General features: G+C 63.9%; 14 protein-coding genes. 8 read left to right on the top strand and 6 right to left on the bottom strand.

Going from position 1 to position 16,671, the window contains the following annotated elements:
• Nucleotides 1-42 precede the first annotated feature (42 nt).
• The 5 genes from Q5H93_RS05140 (at nucleotide 43) to Q5H93_RS05160 (ending at nucleotide 4,771) form a co-directional block, all read left to right on the top strand.
• Nucleotides 43-1,272 carry an allantoate amidohydrolase gene (locus Q5H93_RS05140; protein ID WP_305005427.1) on the top strand — a complete coding sequence of 410 codons (1,230 nt, stop codon included), beginning with the start codon at nucleotides 43-45 and terminating at the stop codon, nucleotides 1,270-1,272.
• Between the two features lie 185 nt (nucleotides 1,273-1,457).
• Entirely contained in the window at nucleotides 1,458-2,207 is a 750-nt protein-coding gene (allE, locus tag Q5H93_RS05145; RefSeq protein WP_305005428.1) for a (S)-ureidoglycine aminohydrolase, read from the top strand.
• 129 nt (nucleotides 2,208-2,336) lie between these two features.
• Nucleotides 2,337-2,846, top strand: a complete 510-nt coding sequence (gene uraD / locus Q5H93_RS05150; protein WP_305005429.1) for a 2-oxo-4-hydroxy-4-carboxy-5-ureidoimidazoline decarboxylase — start codon at nucleotides 2,337-2,339, stop codon at nucleotides 2,844-2,846.
• Entirely contained in the window at nucleotides 2,843-3,181 is a 339-nt protein-coding gene (gene uraH, locus Q5H93_RS05155; RefSeq protein ID WP_305005430.1) for a hydroxyisourate hydrolase, read from the top strand. Before uraD ends, uraH begins: the two co-directional genes overlap by 4 nt.
• Nucleotides 3,182-3,340: 159 nt before the next feature.
• The gene (locus Q5H93_RS05160) at nucleotides 3,341-4,771 is read left to right on the top strand and encodes a DUF6986 family protein (protein WP_305005431.1); all 1,431 of its coding nucleotides are present in this window, start codon (nucleotides 3,341-3,343) and stop codon (nucleotides 4,769-4,771) included.
• 273 nt (nucleotides 4,772-5,044) lie between these two features.
• Here Q5H93_RS05160 and Q5H93_RS05165 read toward each other — a convergent pair whose 3' ends face one another.
• From Q5H93_RS05165 to Q5H93_RS05190, 6 genes are all read right to left on the bottom strand, one after another.
• On the bottom strand, nucleotides 5,045-5,746 hold the full coding sequence (locus Q5H93_RS05165) for a hypothetical protein (RefSeq protein WP_305005432.1): 702 nt from the start codon (nucleotides 5,744-5,746) through the stop codon (nucleotides 5,045-5,047).
• Between the two features lie 566 nt (nucleotides 5,747-6,312).
• Nucleotides 6,313-6,837, bottom strand: a complete 525-nt coding sequence (locus Q5H93_RS05170) for a DUF5063 domain-containing protein (protein ID WP_305005433.1) — start codon at nucleotides 6,835-6,837, stop codon at nucleotides 6,313-6,315.
• A 9-nt stretch (nucleotides 6,838-6,846) separates the two neighbouring features.
• Nucleotides 6,847-9,129: a xanthine dehydrogenase molybdopterin binding subunit gene (locus Q5H93_RS05175; RefSeq protein ID WP_305005434.1), complete on the bottom strand. Its 2,283-nt coding sequence runs from the start codon at nucleotides 9,127-9,129 to the stop codon at nucleotides 6,847-6,849.
• 156 nt (nucleotides 9,130-9,285) lie between these two features.
• Nucleotides 9,286-10,698, bottom strand: coding sequence for an FAD binding domain-containing protein (locus Q5H93_RS05180; RefSeq protein ID WP_305005435.1), 1,413 nt, complete (start codon nucleotides 10,696-10,698; stop codon nucleotides 9,286-9,288).
• Nucleotides 10,699-10,758: 60 nt separating this feature from the next.
• On the bottom strand, nucleotides 10,759-11,235 hold the full coding sequence (locus Q5H93_RS05185; RefSeq protein WP_305005436.1) for a nucleoside deaminase: 477 nt from the start codon (nucleotides 11,233-11,235) through the stop codon (nucleotides 10,759-10,761).
• A 236-nt stretch (nucleotides 11,236-11,471) separates the two neighbouring features.
• On the bottom strand, nucleotides 11,472-12,410 hold the full coding sequence (locus tag Q5H93_RS05190) for a hypothetical protein (protein ID WP_305005437.1): 939 nt from the start codon (nucleotides 12,408-12,410) through the stop codon (nucleotides 11,472-11,474).
• 318 nt (nucleotides 12,411-12,728) lie between these two features.
• On the opposite strand from Q5H93_RS05190, the gene Q5H93_RS05195 reads away from it, so the two are divergent.
• From Q5H93_RS05195 to Q5H93_RS05205, 3 genes are all read left to right on the top strand, one after another.
• Nucleotides 12,729-13,127 (top strand): redoxin family protein, encoded by a 399-nt coding sequence (locus tag Q5H93_RS05195; RefSeq protein WP_305005438.1) that lies wholly within the window; start codon nucleotides 12,729-12,731, stop codon nucleotides 13,125-13,127.
• A gap of 110 nt (nucleotides 13,128-13,237) precedes the next feature.
• Nucleotides 13,238-14,299, top strand: coding sequence for an MJ1255/VC2487 family glycosyltransferase (locus tag Q5H93_RS05200; protein ID WP_305005439.1), 1,062 nt, complete (start codon nucleotides 13,238-13,240; stop codon nucleotides 14,297-14,299).
• A 252-nt stretch (nucleotides 14,300-14,551) separates the two neighbouring features.
• Complete coding sequence (locus Q5H93_RS05205) at nucleotides 14,552-16,597, top strand: peptidylprolyl isomerase (RefSeq protein ID WP_305005440.1); 2,046 nt, start codon at nucleotides 14,552-14,554, stop codon at nucleotides 16,595-16,597.
• The last annotated feature ends 74 nt before the right edge of the window (nucleotides 16,598-16,671 follow it).

Here is a 16,671-nt window from a genome sequence, read left to right on the forward strand (position 1 = left end):
CAAATACCAAAAACCAGACACCAAACCCCGCGCCAGCCACTCATGACCCCATACCTTTCCCGCGCCACCCAGGTCCTGCAGCGTATCAACGAGCTGGCCGCCATCAGCGAAGACGCCGATGGCGTGACGCGCACCTTTGGCACCCCGGCCTTCGTGGCGGGGCGCGACCTCGTGCAAAGCTGGATGAACGACGCGGGCCTAACGACGCGCATCGACAGCATCGGTAACCTGCGCGGGCGCTGGCCCAGCACCCAGCCCGGCGCCAAAACCTTCGTCATCGCCTCGCACATCGATACGGTGGTGAATGCCGGTAAATTCGACGGGCCGCTGGGGGTGCTGCTGGGGTTGGACGTGCTGGAAAACCTCGTCCGGCAGCCGGCGGCGCTGCCGTTTCACGTCGAGCTCATTGCCTTCAGCGACGAGGAAGGCGTGCGCTTCCACACCACTTACCTGGGCAGCAAGGTGCTGGCCGGCTCCTTCGATACCAGTTGGCTGAGCCGCACCGACGCCGCCGGCATCCCGCTGGCGCAGGCCATTGCCGAGGCGGGCGGCAACCCTGCCCAACTGGCCGCCGATGCCCTGCCCGCCGAGGAGTGGCTGGGCTACTTCGAAGCCCACATCGAGCAGGGCCCGGTGCTGTGGGAAAGCGGCCAGCCGGTGGCACTGGTGACGGCCATTGCCGGCCAGCAGCGCGTGGAGTTAGCTTGGCGCGGCATGGCCGGCCACGCCGGCACCGTGCCCATGACCATGCGCCAGGATGCCCTGGCCGCCGCCGCCGAGTTTGTGCTGACCGTGGAGCAGTTTGGGCGTGAGCACCACGAAACCATTGTGGCGACGGTAGGCAAGTTGCAGGTGACGCACGCGGCCAGCAACGTCATCCCCGGCGAGGTGACGTGCAGCCTCGACCTGCGCAGTGCTGACGCGGCGCGCCTCGCGGCGGCTTATGAAGCGCTGCGGGAAACGGCCGCCGCCATTGCCGAACGACGCACGATTGGCCTCACCTGGAACCTGGTGCAGCACACCGCGCCCGTTACCTGCGATGCGGGCCTGAACCAGCACCTGCACCAGGCCATTACCGGGGCCGGGCACGAGGTGGTGGCGCTAGTGAGCGGCGCGGGGCACGATGCGGTGCCCATTTCGGCGGTGGCGCCGGCTACGATGCTGTTCGTGCGCTGCTACAAGGGCATCAGCCACAATCCGCTGGAAAACGCGGAAGTGGCCGATATTGCGGCGGCTATTGCCGTCAGCGAACGGTTTCTGTTTTCATTGTAAAGATAAAAGCACGTCATCCTGAGCCGCAGCGCAGCGGAGGCGAAAGGACCTCGCCCGCGCCGGTTGCGACACTAAATTCTGACCGTTTGCACGATTCCGTTTAACGAAGCGAGTGAGGTCCTTTCGCCGCTGCGCGGCTCAGGATGACGTTCTTTCTCCATAATTCTATTACCCCCACCCACCCTATGCTTCTCCCTTCCGCTACCCGCTCCGTTGTGCGGGCCAACCACGCCATCATTGCCCCCGATGGCTACATCAACAGCAACGTGCCCGGCTGGACCGGCTGCACCACCAACGTCATCATCAACGAGCAGATGGGCGCCCGCCTGGCCCAAACCCTCGTCACCCTCACCGCGGCTGGGCAGCTCACGGGCCGCACCGAGGCCGGGCAGATTTTCTTCTACGTGGTGAAGGGCCGCGTGCAGGCCAAAGTAGGCGGCGAGGAAAAAACGCTGGAAACCGGCCAGTTCGTGTACGTGCCCGTCGGCGGCGAGGACTATAAGTTCAGCCAGCCCGAGGCGGGCACCCAGCTTCTCACCTTCCACAAAGTGTATGAGCCGCTGGCGGGCCACGCCGCACCGGGCGTGGTGTGGGGCGAAAAGGACGACCGCAAAGCCCCCGTGTACATGAACGACGAGGCCCTGCGCATCCAGGAGCTGCTGCCGAACGAGCTGGGCTTCGACATGGCCGTGAACATCTTCACCTACGACCGCGGCGGTAGCCTGCCGATGGTCGAAACCCACATTATGGAGCACGGGCTGCTGTACCTGCAGGGCCAGGCCATTTATATGCTCGATAACCAGTGGTACCCGGTGCAGGCCGGCGACTCTATCTGGATGGCGCCGTACTGCCAGCAGTGGGCGGCCTCGCTGGGCAAGGAGCCCTCGGTGTACATTTATTACAAGAACGTGAACCGGTTTTTTACGACGGTGTAACCCCACCCCCCGGCCCCCTCCCCTTCGGGAGAGGGGGAGCCTGACGATAAACAGAATAAACTTGACCGCACACGACCGGCTCCCCCTCTCCCGAAGGGGAGGGGGCCGGGGGGTGGGGTGAACGAAACCATGACCCTAGAACAACTCAACGCCCTCCCCACCCCCCAGCTCGCCGAGGCCCTGCGCCAGTGCTGCGGCGCCGAAGCCTGGGTGCAGGGAATGCTCGCCAAATTTCCCGTGCCCGACGCCGATACGCTGATGGACGACGCCAAAACCGTGTGGTTTGCCCTGCCGGAAGACGACTGGCGCGAGGCCTTCCGGCACCACCCCAAAATCGGGCAGGACGTGGAATCGCTGCGCCGGAAATTTGCCAGCACCGCCCAGTGGGCCGCCGGCGAGCAAAGCGGCGTGCAGGCCGCTTCGGAGGAAACCCTGCAGGCCCTGGCCGCCGGCAACACGGAGTACGAGCAGAAGTTTGGCTACATCTTCATCGTCTTTGCCACCGGCAAAACGGCCGAGGAGATGCTGGCCCTGCTGCAGGCCCGGCTGCTGAACAAGTCCGAAGACGAAATTCGCGAAGCTGCCACCGAGCAGGATAAAATCACCCGGCTACGGCTGGAAAAACTACTTGCCCCATGAGCCAGATTACCACCCATATTCTCGACACCAGCCTGGGCCGCCCCGCCGCGGGCGTGCAGGTGCTGCTGCTGCAAGCCACCGACACCGGCTGGCAGGACCTCGCCAGCGGCGTGACCAACGCCGACGGCCGCATCAGCGACCTGCTGCCGCCCACTACGCAGCTCGCGGTAGGCATCTACAAGCTGGCCTTCGTGGTGCAGGAGTACTTCGAGCGGCAGAGCGTGAAAGCATTTTACCCGGTGGTGGAAATCTGCTTTGCGGTGACGGCCGCCGAGCACTACCACGTGCCGCTGCTGCTGAATCCGTTCGGGTATTCGACGTACCGGGGCTCGTGAAGTGGTAGTACGAAACGAAGTTCGGCGAAGCCAATTCCCCGCAGGGGTTCGTACTACCACTCTGACGTTGTTGTAACTGCGCGAACGACAAAGTGGTAGTACGAACCCCTGCGGGGAATTCGTACTACCACATCCCATTCTAATTTCCAAAACTCCCACATGACCCTCAGCCTCCCTTCCACCGAAACCGCCCGCCTACTCGACCAGCTCGGCCAGGCCAACCTGCGCTTTCAGCAAACTTACCCCGGCGACAAGCCCGACCGCCAGCCCGTGCACACCGTGTACGGCGGCGCGAACCTCTTCAAGGCCGATACCTGCGTGAAGATGGGCGACATTGCCCTCAACAACCTGCGCACCTACGCCCCCAACTTCGTGGAGCTGGCCCGCGTGCTGCGCCTCGAAGGCCACGAGCACCTGCCCACCAGCATCGCCGACATTGAGGCCCTCACCGCCAGGCTCGATGCCCTGAGCCCGGCCGAGCGCAAGGGCGAAACCGCCTGGCTGGCTTACTCCGTCTACAATAAAATCGTGCAGAAGCTGCAGCGTGAGCCCGTCGAGGATTTCCGCGTCGACTTCGAGGATGGCTTCGGCAACCGGCCCGATGCCGAGGAGGACGAAACCGCCGTGCGCGCCGCCAAGGAAGTGGCCAAGGGCATGCAGCAGGGCACCCTGTCGCCCTTCATCGGCATTCGCATCAAGCCGTTTACCGAAGACCTCAAGCAGCGCGGCGTGCGCACGCTCGACATCTTCCTAAGCACGCTGCTGGGCGAAACCGGCGGCAAACTGCCCGCCAACTTCGTGGTGATGCTGCCCAAGGTGACCATCCCCGAGCAGATGACGACGATGGTGCGCCTGTTTGAGCTGCTGGAGAAGGCCAATGGCCTCGCGCCCGGCACGCTGCGGATGGAAACGATGGTCGAAGCCACGCAAATCATCATGGACGATGAGGGGCGCAACCCGCTCATGCGCATCATCCGGGCCAGCGAGGGGCGCTGCGTGGCGGCCCACTTCGGCACCTACGATTACACGGCCTCCTGCGGCATCACGGCGCGCTACCAGACCATGGCCCACCCGGTGTGCGACTTCGCCCACCACATGACCAAGGTGGCGCTGGGCGGCACCGGCATTTTCCTGAGCGACGGCGCCACCAACGTGATGCCCATCGGCCCGCACCGGGGCGACAACCTCACGTTTGCCCAGCTGCGCGAGAACCAGGAATCGGTGCACAACGCCTGGCGGCAGGCCTTCCACCACACCACGCACTCGCTCATTAACGGCCTCTACCAGGGCTGGGACCTCAACCCCGCCCAGCTGCCGATGCGCTACGCCGCCACCTACGCCTTCTTCCTGAGCTCCTACGACGAGGCCGTGCACCGCCTGCGCACCTTCGTGGAGCGGGCCGCCATCAGCACCCTCACCGGCGACATCTTCGACGACGCCGCCACCGGCCAGGGCCTGCTCAATTTCTTCCTCAAGGCGCTGAACTGCGGCGCTATATCGGAGGAAGAAATCGAAGCCACCGGCCTCACCCGCGACGAAATCAATACCCGCTCCTTCTACCGCATCCTCGAAGGGCGGCGCGGGCGCTAAGGCGGTGCCATTAATAAGCCGCGAAGCGGCGGCACGTTGGTAGTTTGAACAGGTGCAATGGGGAAGGAGCCGCGAAGCGGCGGCACCAAGGCCCTACGCCGGGTGCCGCCGCTTCGCGGCTCTGTTCACCAAAACATGATTTACTACCAACGTGCCGCCGCTTCGCGGCTTATTAGCGGTCTGAACCAGGCAAGGCCCCGGATTATTCAACCATTAAAAAAGCCCTTGTCCGCAACTGTGCGGGCAAGGGCTTTTCCGTAATCATCGGTGGGGCTAGGCGCTGGGCGGCGTCTCGTCGTCGTCCTTCGGGGCCTGGCTGGCGGGGTGCCGCACAAAGAGGCTGGTCAGGGTTTCATCCTGCTCCACGAAGTGGTCGTAGCCGCGGGCGCAGTAGCTGCTGCAGGTCGTGTTCAGGGCGTTGTAGGCCAGCACGCGGGTGCGTGTGCCTTTCAGGGCAGCGGTTTCGGCGGCCGTCACGGCCGCTTCCTTCTTAAACAGGTCGTCGTAGAGGGGCTGCAGGGCGGTGAGCCGCTCCTTGCTGAACCCTTCGGCTTTGGCCTGGGCATCATCGACGTAGGGGGCACCGGCGCCGGGCACGGTCAGCAATAGGTTGAGCACCTGGGTCACGGTCTTGCGCGACACCTCGCCCACCTGCAGGCCCCGGTACTCGGCAGATTCGTCGCCGAAGGCCCGGCTCAGGGGCTTGGCGGCGCGGCGCAGGCCGGTGCGGGCGGCTTCGAGGGCCGCGTCGCGCTTGTCCACGGCTGCCGATACCAGGCCCGAGAGGTTAACTTCGGTCGGCAACTGCCGGAAGGCCAGCGTGTCAGCCCGAAACTGCTTAATCATATCGGCCGTCATGCCTTCGCCTTCGAGGGCGTCGAGGTAGGCTTCGAGATGGTCGGCGCGCAGGTCGCAGTCGGCGGCCAGGTCGGCATCGGAGAAGGTGCCGTTGCGGACGGGTTCTTTGTTTTTCATCAGAAAAGAGAGTAAGGTGAGAAAATAGGCAGTCCGGCCGGTGAGCTGACAGCGTAGTTCGCACCCCCTCAACGGCTTGATGGCGCTAAAAGTATGGCAAATAATTTAAATGGCAAGCCTGTTGGAGCGGTATGCTGCAAAAAAAAAATGTTGCTCATTCAAAACAGCTTATCCAAGCCTGTTTTTTGGTGCGGCAGGCCCGTTTTTCTCACCATCGTAAGCCGGGCTACTCCTCCGTAGTCTGCCGACTGTCGTCCGTAGGCCAACGACTCCGCCCTGTACCCTGCCGACCCCCAGACATACCCTATCGACCCATCACCGAACCCTTGCGGTCATCATCCGAACCCTTGCGAACCTCGATTGCAGGCTTTCGATACCCGTCTGAACCCTTTCGATACCCGTTTGAAGGGATTGAGTCGGAAAACTATTGTATTATGACGGTATTTTTGAACCTGCGGGCCACTTTCGGGGCTGGCCGCGCTGGGAGCGGGTAGCCGCATGGGCGTGGCAGGCCCCTGAGAGCAACAAGTGCATCGGCTGTGCCTATCCCTTTTGGCGTTAGGACATTAGTTCTTTTCCAGCTTCTGAACGAAGAAATGCAAGGCTCTCATCGCATTGATACAATGCTGGCCCCAGTGAGCCGAGAAATCATGGTTGAAGCCCCAGACAGCATTTTCCTGGCTATCGGCAGTTTGCAAATCGAAAACCCTTAAGGAGTATTGCAAGTCTTTGTAGATGTCGCCCAAGTCGTCCAGCAAGTCATAGCAAACGGGCGGTTCGTCCGTCATGTCGGTTGGGTCGAATACGTTCCAATAGTACCTATTGTCGCCTACTTTCTCAGCTACAATAACCAGAATAGCCTGGAGGTCAATTTTCGCTACCTCGTAGTCGACGTTGCTTTGTAAGTCAATCCAGTCCAGCCGTAGCGCGGCCGCATACAGGACAGCCAGCACCTGCTGCATCTCCGGCAAAAAAGCTTCGGGAGCCACTGGCTGCGGCGCTTCGATAAGCGCACAGTAACGCCGCGCCAGCACTATAAACTGCCGGAGCTTTTCCGTACCAATTGCTTCGGCTATTGGAATGCATTTCATAAGCAAAAGCTAGTCAGCTAAAATTTTACTAGCCATCACAAACTCCGGGTACAGCCCCAGCAGCACCCGCTCGGGCGTCATCGGGGCCACGAAGGGCAGCGCCGTGCCGGGCCGGAAAGCCCGCACCGCGTCGCGCAGGGCGAAGTAGGCGCCGATGCCGTACATCAGCGGCGGCTCGCCCACGGCCTTGGAGCGCAACACGGCGTTGGGGTGGCCGGGCGTGTCGAGAAAATGCACGTCGAGCACGGCCGGGGCGGCGTAGAGGTCGGGGATTTTGTAGGAGTTGAGCGAGTTGCTGAGCAGGCGGCCCTCGGCGCTGTAGGCCACTTCCTCCAGCGTCATCCAGCCGATGCCCTGCACGGCGCCGCCCTCAATCTGGCCCCGGTCGATAACCTCGTTGAAGCTCTGGCCGAAATCGTGGGCAATGCGCAGGGCATCCACGGTGTAGGTGCCGCGCAGGCAGTCGACGGTGACGGTGGTGAGGGCCGTGCCATACACGTGGTAGGCGAAGGGCTGGCCCTGGTTCACGACGGGGTCGAAGTGCAGGCCGGGGGTGGCGTAGTGGGCGTTTTCGGTGAGGGCCACGCGCTGCCAGAAGGCCGACGACACCAGCTTTTCCCAGTTCGTATCGGCCGGAATGCCGGCAGCCAGCACCTGCTCGTCGCGGATTTCGAGGCCCTCGTAGTTGAGCGTGTAGGCGGTGCTGGCGTGGCGCAGCAGCCGCTCGCGCAGGGCGGCGCAGGCCATTTCGGTGGCCTTGCCGTTGAGGTCGGCGGTGGCGCTGGCGGCGCTGGGGGAGGTGTTGGCTACCCGGGTGGTGTTGGTAGTTTCGATTTTGATACGGTTAATCGAAATGCCCAGCGTGCGGGCGGCCACCTGCGCAATTTTGGTATTCACGCCCTGGCCCATTTCCACCGCCCCCGTGCTGATGCCCACCGAGCCGTCGGAGTAGATGTGCACCAGCGCCCGGGTCTGGTTCATGGGCGTCTTGGTGAAGCTGATGCCGAAGCAAATCGGCATCACGGCCAGGCCTTTTTTCTTTAACTTATTGGCTTTGTTAAAAGCGTCCACCTCGGCCCGCAAACCGGCCAAATCATAGAGCGTGGCGGCCGTGTCCCAGGCCTGCTCGGCGTGGCAGCCTTCGGTGCGCTGGCGGTAGGAGAACTGGTCGCCCTCGCGCAGCAGGTTGCGCCGCTGGATGTCGGCGGCCGGCACGCCCAATTCCTCCGCCGCCTTCGCAATAGCCGCTTCAATCACAAACATTCCCTGCGGCCCGCCGAAGCCCCGGAAGGCCGTATTGGGCGGCAAATTAGTGCGGCAGCTGAAGGCCGTGGCCGTCACGTTGGGAATGAAATAGGCGTTGGTAGCGTGGAAGAGCGTGCGCTCCATCACGGCCGGCGACAGGTCGGCGGCGGCGCCCGCGTTTTGGTAAAAGGTGGCCTCGTAGGCCACGATTTTCAGGTCGGCGTCGAGGCCGATTTTGAAGTCGGACGAGTAGGGGTGGCGCTTGCCGGTCATGCGCATGTCGGCGTGGCGGTCGAGCACCAGCTTCACCGGCTTGCGCGTCACGAAGGCCCCCAGCGCGGCCAGCGCGCCCCAAGGCGTGGCCTGGTCTTCCTTGCCCCCGAAGCCTCCCCCGAGGCGGGTCACGTCTACCTCCACCTGGTGCATGCCCAGGCCCAGCACCACGGCCGTGTGGCGCTGCACAGCCGTGGGACCCTGCGTGGAGGAAATCATCCGCACCCCGCCCATCTCGGTCGGGAAAGCGTAGGCGCCCTGCGTTTCGATGTACAAGTGCTCCTGCCCGCCGCTCTCGGCCACGCCCTCAAAGACGTGGGCGCAGGTGGCAAACGCGGCCGCCGAGTCACCCAGCTTAAAGGTGCGCGGCGGCACAATCAGCTCGCCCAGCGCCGCCGCCTGGCGCGGGTCAGTGATGATGGGCAGCGGCGTAATGTCGGCGGTAATCAGCGCCCGCGCCGCCAGCGCCTGGGCCTCACTGCGGGCCAGAATCAAGGCCACCGGCTGGCCCCGGAAATGGACGTGGCCCTCGGCCAGCAGCGGCTCGTCGGGCACGATGCCACCGATTTGGTTGGTGCCGGGAATGTCGGCGGCCGTGAGCACGCGCACCACGCCGGGCGCCGCCAGGGCGGCGGTTACGTCGAGCCCGTGGAGCACGCCGTGGGCCAGCGGGCTCTCAAACACGGCCGCGTAGAGCGTACCCTGCTGCACGGGCACATCGTCGAGGTACTGCGATTCGCCGCGCACGTGGCGCTGGGGGTCGAGGTGGTTCATGGTATTGGACCGCCTCCTGCGTCAACCTCACCCCCTGACCCCCTCTCCAATAAAAGAGGGGGCACCGGTCCTGCGCGGTGTAAAATCGTCAGGCCCCCCCTCTTTTTTGGAGAGGGGGCCGGGGGGTGAGGTTGACGCGGAAGGCGGCGTATAAAGTTAAACTAATTCAATTTCCAGCCCCGCCTGCAGCAAGTGGGCCGTCAGCAGCTGCCGCAGCAGCAGGCGCTTATACTCTGCCGAGCCGCGTACGTCGGCAATCGGGCTGATTTCACTTTGCATCACTTCATTGGCCCCCCCCAGCGTGTCGGCCGACACCTCGCGGCCCGCCAGAAACGCGCTGGTGCGGCGCAGCAGCAGCGGCACCGGCCCCACGCCGCCGGCCGAAACGCGGGCTTCTTGGATAATGCCGTTTTCGACCCGAAGCCAAGCCGCCGAGTTCACGCTGGCAATGTCGAGGTACTGGCGCTTGGACACTTTTTCGAAGTGAAAAACCTCGCCGGGCAAGGGGGCCGGGAAGCTGATTTCGGTGAGCTGCTCGCCGGGGGCTTTGGCCAGCTGCTTGTAGCCAGTGTAAAAATCATGCAGCGGCAGGCGGCGCGCGGCGCCGGCCGCATCGGTCAGCGTCAGCTCGGCGCCCAGGGCCAGAAACATAATGGTGAGGTCGCCGATGGGCGAGGCATTGACGAAGTTGCCCGCCACGGTGCCCATGTTGCGGATGGGCGTGCTCGATACCAGCTTCAGGAAGTCTTCCCAGCCCGGCAGCAGTCCGCGCAGCAGCTCCGATTCGAGCAAATGCGTGGCCGTGGTGGCCGCGCCCAGCACCACGCGCCCGCCCGCTTCCTGCCGGATGCCGCGCCGGCTGCGCTGGTCAAATACCAGTTGCACGGGCTGCGCCCGCACCTCGGCCAAGCGCTGCACCAGCAGGTCGGTGCCTCCTCCTAGCAGGGTGGGAGGGGAAGAGGGTGGGAGGGGAGAAATTTCGGCTTGCAGGACAGCCAGCTGGGCGGGCATTTTCTGAAAATACTCGGGTACAAACTGCTGCTTGCTGAGCCAGGCCAGAGCGTTGGTGGCGGGGCGCCCGGCTAGCTGCTGGCCGAGGGCTTCGGCGGCGCGCTCCAGGCTTTTGTAGCCGGTGCAGCGGCAGATGTTGCCGTCCATGGCGGCGCGGGTGTTGTGCGGCGTGGCGGGCTGCTGGCCCAGGCTGTGGCCGGTAAGGGCCATCACGAAGCCCACCGTGCAGAAGCCGCACTGCGAGCCGCCCTCGGCCACAATGGCCTGCTGCACCGGCGTGAGCTGCCCGCTGGCCTGGTTGATGCCTTCCACCGTCACGACGTGCTTGCCCTGGGCATTGCCGAGCGGGGTGCAGCAGCTGGTCATGCTCTGGTAATTTACCGTCTGGCCATCGGCGGCCAGCTCGCCCACCAGCACGGTGCAGGCCCCGCAGTCGCCCTCGCGGCAGCCGATTTTAGTGCCGGTAAGGTGCTGGTCGTAGCGCACGAAATCGAGCAGGGCGCTGCCGGGCGCGGCAGCGGTCTGAATGAGCTCGTTGTTGAGGTAAAAGGATATCATGGTTGGTACTATATTAAATAGAACGTGTCATGCTGAGCAGAATGCTCAGCATGACACGTTCTAATACTCGGTTTTGCCTTCCAGTTCCGTCCAGGCCCGGAAGCCGGCCAGCGCCTCGTCGCGCAGCAGCTGCGTCATGGGCAGCTGGCGTTTTTCCATTGGCTGGTCCAGCTCTTCGTAGATAAACTGGTCGTCGAAGCCGATGGCGGCCGCGTCGGCCTTGGTGTTGCCGTAGAACACCCGGCGCGGGCGGGCCCAGTAGATGGCGCCCAGGCACATCGGGCAGGGCTCGCAGCTGGTGTAGATGTCGCAGCCGTCGAGCTGGAAGGTGCCCAGCGCGGCGCAGGCCTTGCGAATGGCATCGACCTCGGCGTGGCAGGTAGGGTCGTGGGTGCTGGTCACCTGGTTGAAGCCGCGGGCAATAATCTGCCCGTCTTTCACCACCACCGCGCCGAAAGGCCCGCCGGAACCGGCACGCATCTGCTCGATGGAGAGGCGAATAGCTTCGCGCATGAAGTAGGGGTTGGGAGCTTCCATAAGGGGGTTAGTAGAATAGCGGATGAGTGGGGGAAAGAGTGAAGATACCAGAAAGTATTGAAATCAGAACGTCAGTAGAACGTCATCCTGAGCGCAGCGAAAGGACCTCGCCCGCTTCGTTGTGGTAGCAACTCCAATCGTTCAGTCGAGAAGAAATTACCATCACAATGAAGCGGGCGAGGTCCTTTCGGCTACGCCTCAGGATGACGTTCTGCTGACGTTCTATGCTTATCGTACTACCACTGCGCCGGCAGGCGGAACTGCACGCCCAGTGAGGGCACCACCGTGAGCCCGCTCAGCGAAGTGCTCTGGCCATTGAGCAGGGCGTAGTCGCCGTAGTTCTGATAGAAAATGGAGAGGGCGGGCACAAAGTACACGTAGCGGTAGCCCAGCTTCAGGTTCACGAAGCCGCCGAAGGAGGAATAGTTGCGGCGCTGGTTGGGCAGGGCGGGCAGCAGCTCGCCGTTGTCGTTGTAAATATTGCCCGGGGCGAAGCCGTAGCGCACCCAGCTGTGGGCGTACACCAGGCCGTAGCTGAAGGCGCCGGCCTCTTCCTCGGCCCCGAAGGAATGGCTGACGGTGAGTGGAATAATGAGGTCGTTGCGGCTGGCCGAGAAGTTGAGTACCGAGTTGATGTTGTCGAGAAAGCCGAAGCCAGGCAGCTTGGCCCGCTGGGTGGCAAACTGCAGGCCCACGCTGGCGTAGGTGGTGCCGGTGGCGGCGCCGCGCCCGGGGTTTTCGGGCGTACCGGTGGGGCCGAGCAGCTGGTACTGCGCATCGAAAACGTGCGAACCGAAGGCGTATTTGTAGCCCACGTCGAGGCGGGGCAGGGCGCCGTAGCGGACGAAAAAGTCGGCATTGGCCTGCACGGGGTCGAGCAGGTAGGCCAGGGCGGCGGCCTGCAGGTTCTTGATACTGCTGTCGTAGCGCACCGAGTCGCCGGCCGAGGAGGAGCTGGCGGCGGCCTGGGCGGCGTCTTTCAGGGCGGTGCCGGCCTTGGCCAGCGGGGCGGTGGCAATATTGTAGCCTTGGTTGTAGCCGGCCCGAAACTCGTGCAGCGGCGTTACTTTGCCGCTGGTGGTGATGGCGCGGGGCGCGGCGCAGCTTGCCAGCAGCAACAGGCCGGTGGCGGGCAGAAAAGCAAAGCGAAAGACGGCGAAGCGGGGCGAAATCATACGAAACTAAAAATCGGCTGTGCAGGCCAGAAAACGAAAATCGGGCCGAAATAGCCGGAACCCGTGGCAGCGGGGCGGTGTCTGACCAGCAGGAATGCGCCGGAGCAGCCTAATTTGCGGACCTTCCGAGCTTGCTGGAAACCCCGCAGCCCCGGCCCGCATCAGTACGGCGAACTTGCCGGTTGCCGCTGACTTTTTTCCTTGAACATGCTGCGTTTTATCCTGCTTTTACTGAGTTTCTGGAACTGGCAGCCGGCCGCCGCGCCCAAAGCCACGGTGTACGTATTTTTGGCCGATACCTGCCCCATCAGCTAGGCCGTGACGCTGCCGCTGCGCCAGCTGCACGAGCAGTATGCGGCGCGGGGCGTGAAGTTTGTGGGCGTGTTTCCGGCCGCCGATATCAGCCCGGTGGCCATCGGCAAATTTGCCAAAACCTATCAGGTTCCCTTCACTTTGCAGGCCGACCCCGGGCAGCAGCTCACGCGGCGCTGGCACGCCACCGTCACGCCCGAGGCGGTGGTGGTGGCGGCCGATGGGCGCCGGGTACTCTATCAGGGCCGGCTCGATGATTCGTACGCGGGCCTGGGCCAGCGCCGCACCGTAGTGACGCACCACGAGCTGGCCGATGCGCTGGCGGCCGTGGTGGCGGGCCGGCCGGTGGCAGTGCCCAAAACGGAGCCGGTGGGCTGCTTCATCGAGGCGCGGGTTTTAAAATAAGATGGTTGTCAGTTGGTTGCTGCTGGCTGTTGGGAAGGGTGAAGCGGCGTAATAGCCTTTCACTGCTACCTTGCCGGGCAACTGAAAAACGAATAACTGACAACGAAAAAATGAACATTCTCTACGGCGTGCCGGGCGAGGGCATGGGCCACGCCACGCGCAGCAAGGTGGTAATCGAACACTTACTGGCCCAGGGCCACGATGTGTACGTGGTGAGCAGCAGCCGCGCCTACACTATGCTGGCGGCCGCCTTTCCGGGCCGGGTGCACGAAATCCACGGCTTCCACATCGCCTATAAGGGACTGACGGTAAGCAAGAGCCGCACCACCAAGCTGACCTTGCGCAACGCGCCCGAAGACCTGAAGGTAAACTTCGCTCAGTACCGCGAGCTGCTGCGCAGCTTCGAGCCCGAGGTGGTGATTTCCGACTTTGAGTCTTTCACCTACCTCTTTGCCAAGGTGCACGGCCTGCCCGTCATCAGCATCGACAACATGCAGGTGCTCAACCGCACCGCGCTGAACGTGCCCATTCCGGAAGACGAGCAGAGCAATTTCCGGCTGGCCAAAAACATTGTGAAGCTGAAGCTGCCGCGCAGCCGTCACTATTTCATTACCAGTTTCTTCCCGGTGCCTGTTCGGAAGAAGCGCACCACGCTGGTGCCGCCCATCATCCGGCCCGAAATCCTGGCGGCCCAGCCCAGCGCCGGTAGTCACGTGCTGGTGTACCAGACTTCGACCAACCAGCAAAACCTGGTGGAAATTCTGCAGCAGCTGCCTGAGCAGGAATTTCGCGTCTACGGCTTCAACCGCGAGGAAGACCACGGCAACGTGCAGCTGCGCGCCTTCAGCGAGGCCGGGTTTATTGCCGATTTGGCCAGCGCCCGCGCCATCGTGACGAACGGCGGCTTTTCGCTGATTTCGGAGGCCGTGTACTTGCACAAGCCGGTGTGCGCGGTGCCCATTCCGGGGCAGTTTGAGCAGTGGCTCAATGCGGCCGAGATTGAGAAAATGGGTTACGGGCGGCATTTTGAAGCCATCACGGCGGAGAATCTGCGGGCGTTTTTGGGCGAGCTGGCGGGGTTTGACGCGGCGCTGAAGGAGTATGAGCAGCAGGGCAATGAGGTGCTGTTTGGGAAGTTGGAAAAGGAATTGGGAAGGGTAGAAAAGGAGTAGGTTGGGTGTTTGGTGTTTGGTGTTTGGTGTTTGGTGTTTGGTGTTTGGTGTTTGGTGTTTGGTGTTTGGTGTTTGGTGTTTGGTGTTGGGTGTTGGGTGTTGGGTGTTGGGTGTTGGGTGTTGGGTGTTGGGTGTTGGGTGTTGGGTGTTGGGTGTTGGGTAAATGTTATCCGAATACCTAAAACCAAACACCCAATACCCAACACCGAGTATGTTGCAGCCGCATTCACCTTCCGGCTCGTAGAACTCCCTATGCCCTCTCGCCTCCTTATCCTTGCTGTTTTGCTGCTGGCCGCCTGCGCCCGCACGCCCCACGCCAGCCGCCCCGCCATCAATAAATACGCCGATGCCACGCTGCGCCAAATCGGCACGGCGCAGGACGAGCGCAACGCCACGGCCCTGCTGCCTTTCCTGAACAACCCCAATCCCATTTACCGCCGCGAGGCCGCGCTGGCCTTCGCCTCGGTGCAGGAAAAAGTGACTTCGCCCTTCCTGCTGCCGCTGCTGCGCGATGCCGACGCCAGCGTGCGCCGCGCCGCCGCCTACGCCCTGGGCCAGACCGGCGACAGCACTGCCGTCGACTCGCTGCGGGTGCGCGTGGTGCTGGAGCCCGACGGCCAAGTGCGCCGCTACGTGCAGGAGGCGCTGGGCCGCTGCGTCACGCGCCGCACGCTGCCCGAGCTCTGGCGCGTGGAAGTGCTGACCGACACCGCCCGCGCCGCCGCCCAGGCCTGGGGCCTGCAGCGCGCTGCCATTCGCGGCCTGGCTTCGGCCGAAAGCATCCGGCGCGCGGTGCTGCTGCTGAATGCCGAAAAGCCGTTGCCCGACCGGGCGCGGCTGGCCGCTGTGGTGGCGCTGGCCCGCACGCCCAAAGCCCTGAATATGGACCTGAGCCGGCTGGCAGGGGCGGCTTTGCTGCGCCTCGTGGCCAAGGAAAAATACTACGCGGTGCGCGCGGCGGCGGCGGCGGCGCTAGGCAAAGTGGTGGACGCGCCGCCGCTGGGCGGCGGCCTGACCGTGCCCGATTTCAAGGACGAAACTCAGCTGAAAGCCATTGCCACGCTGCTGCGCCTGGCTACCAAGGATGCCGACTACCGCGTGCGGGTGACGGCCCTGCGGGCCCTGTCCTGGGTGGGGCGGCACTATGCCACCAGCCGGCCCGCCGTCTTCGGCGCCCTCGATGACAGCCGCGAGCCAGTGGCCCTGACGGCGGCCGAGTGGCTGCTGGCCCATGCCAGAGGCGAAACCGGCGCCGACTTAGCGCAACAGGCCCAGCGCCTGAAATTCTGGCGGGTGCGGGCCACGCTGCTGGCGGCTGCGCTCAAAACGGCCAGCCCGGCCAGTCGGCCCAGCTTGGCCGCCTCGGTGCAAACGCGCTACGCGGCGCTGCCCGCCAGAGCGGTGTATGAGCGCGGCGCCCTGCTGCTGGCGCTGGCCGAAGTGCCGACGGCGGCCACCTTCTCTTTTCTGGAGCAGGAGCGCACCCAAGCTGGGCAGTCGCCGGTGGTGGCCGGCTACGCCCTGACGGCGCAAGTGGCGCTCCGTCGGCAGGCGGATTTTCCGGCAGCGCTGGCGGGTGACTTTGCCACGGCCATGCGCGGCGCCCTGGCCAGCGGCGACGTCAACCAAATCGGCCTCGCCGCCGAGGCGCTGGCCGATGCCAAGCTTTACCCCGAAGCGAAAGCCGAAGACCTGGCTGCCCTGCACGACGCCCAAGCCAAGCTGCAGCTACCCCGCGACATCGAAGCCTGGCAGGGCCTGCAAACGGCCCTCGACCGGCTGGAAAAGGCCGCCAAGCCCATGCCCGCGCCCCTCGGCACGGCGCAGCAGCACCCCATCGACTGGGCGCTGGTGCAGCAGATTCCGCAGAACCAGCCGGTGCGGCTGCGCACCACGCAGGGTGACATCGTGCTGGAATTGAAGGTGAACGAGGCGCCCGGCTCGGTGGCGAATTTCGTGAGCCTGGCGCGTCAGCATTTTTACGACAGCCTGTACTTCCACCGCGTGGTGCCCAACTTCGTGGCCCAGGGCGGCGACCCGCGCGGCGACGGCAGCGGCAGCGCGCCCTACACGCTGCGCTCCGAGTTTGGCGAGCTGCGCTACCAGGAGGGCAGCCTGGGGCTGGCCTCGGCGGGCAAGGATACCGAGAGCTGTCAGTTCTTCATCACCCACGGCCCTACGCCGCATTTGGATGGGCGCTACACCATTTTTGCGCAGGTGGTGAAAGGGCTGGACGTGGTGCACCGGCTCGAAATCGGCGACCGGATACTGGGGGTGGAGCTGCTGCAGCTGCCGTAGAGCCTTGGGCGCGCCGCGTGGGGTAGCCGGAGGGGGGTAAATGCAGGTTTTAAATAATGAGGCCCTATTCTGTC

Origin of the sequence: Hymenobacter aranciens (genome assembly GCF_030580865.1) — a bacterium.
GTDB classification, from domain to species: Bacteria; Bacteroidota; Bacteroidia; order Cytophagales; family Hymenobacteraceae; genus Hymenobacter; species Hymenobacter aranciens.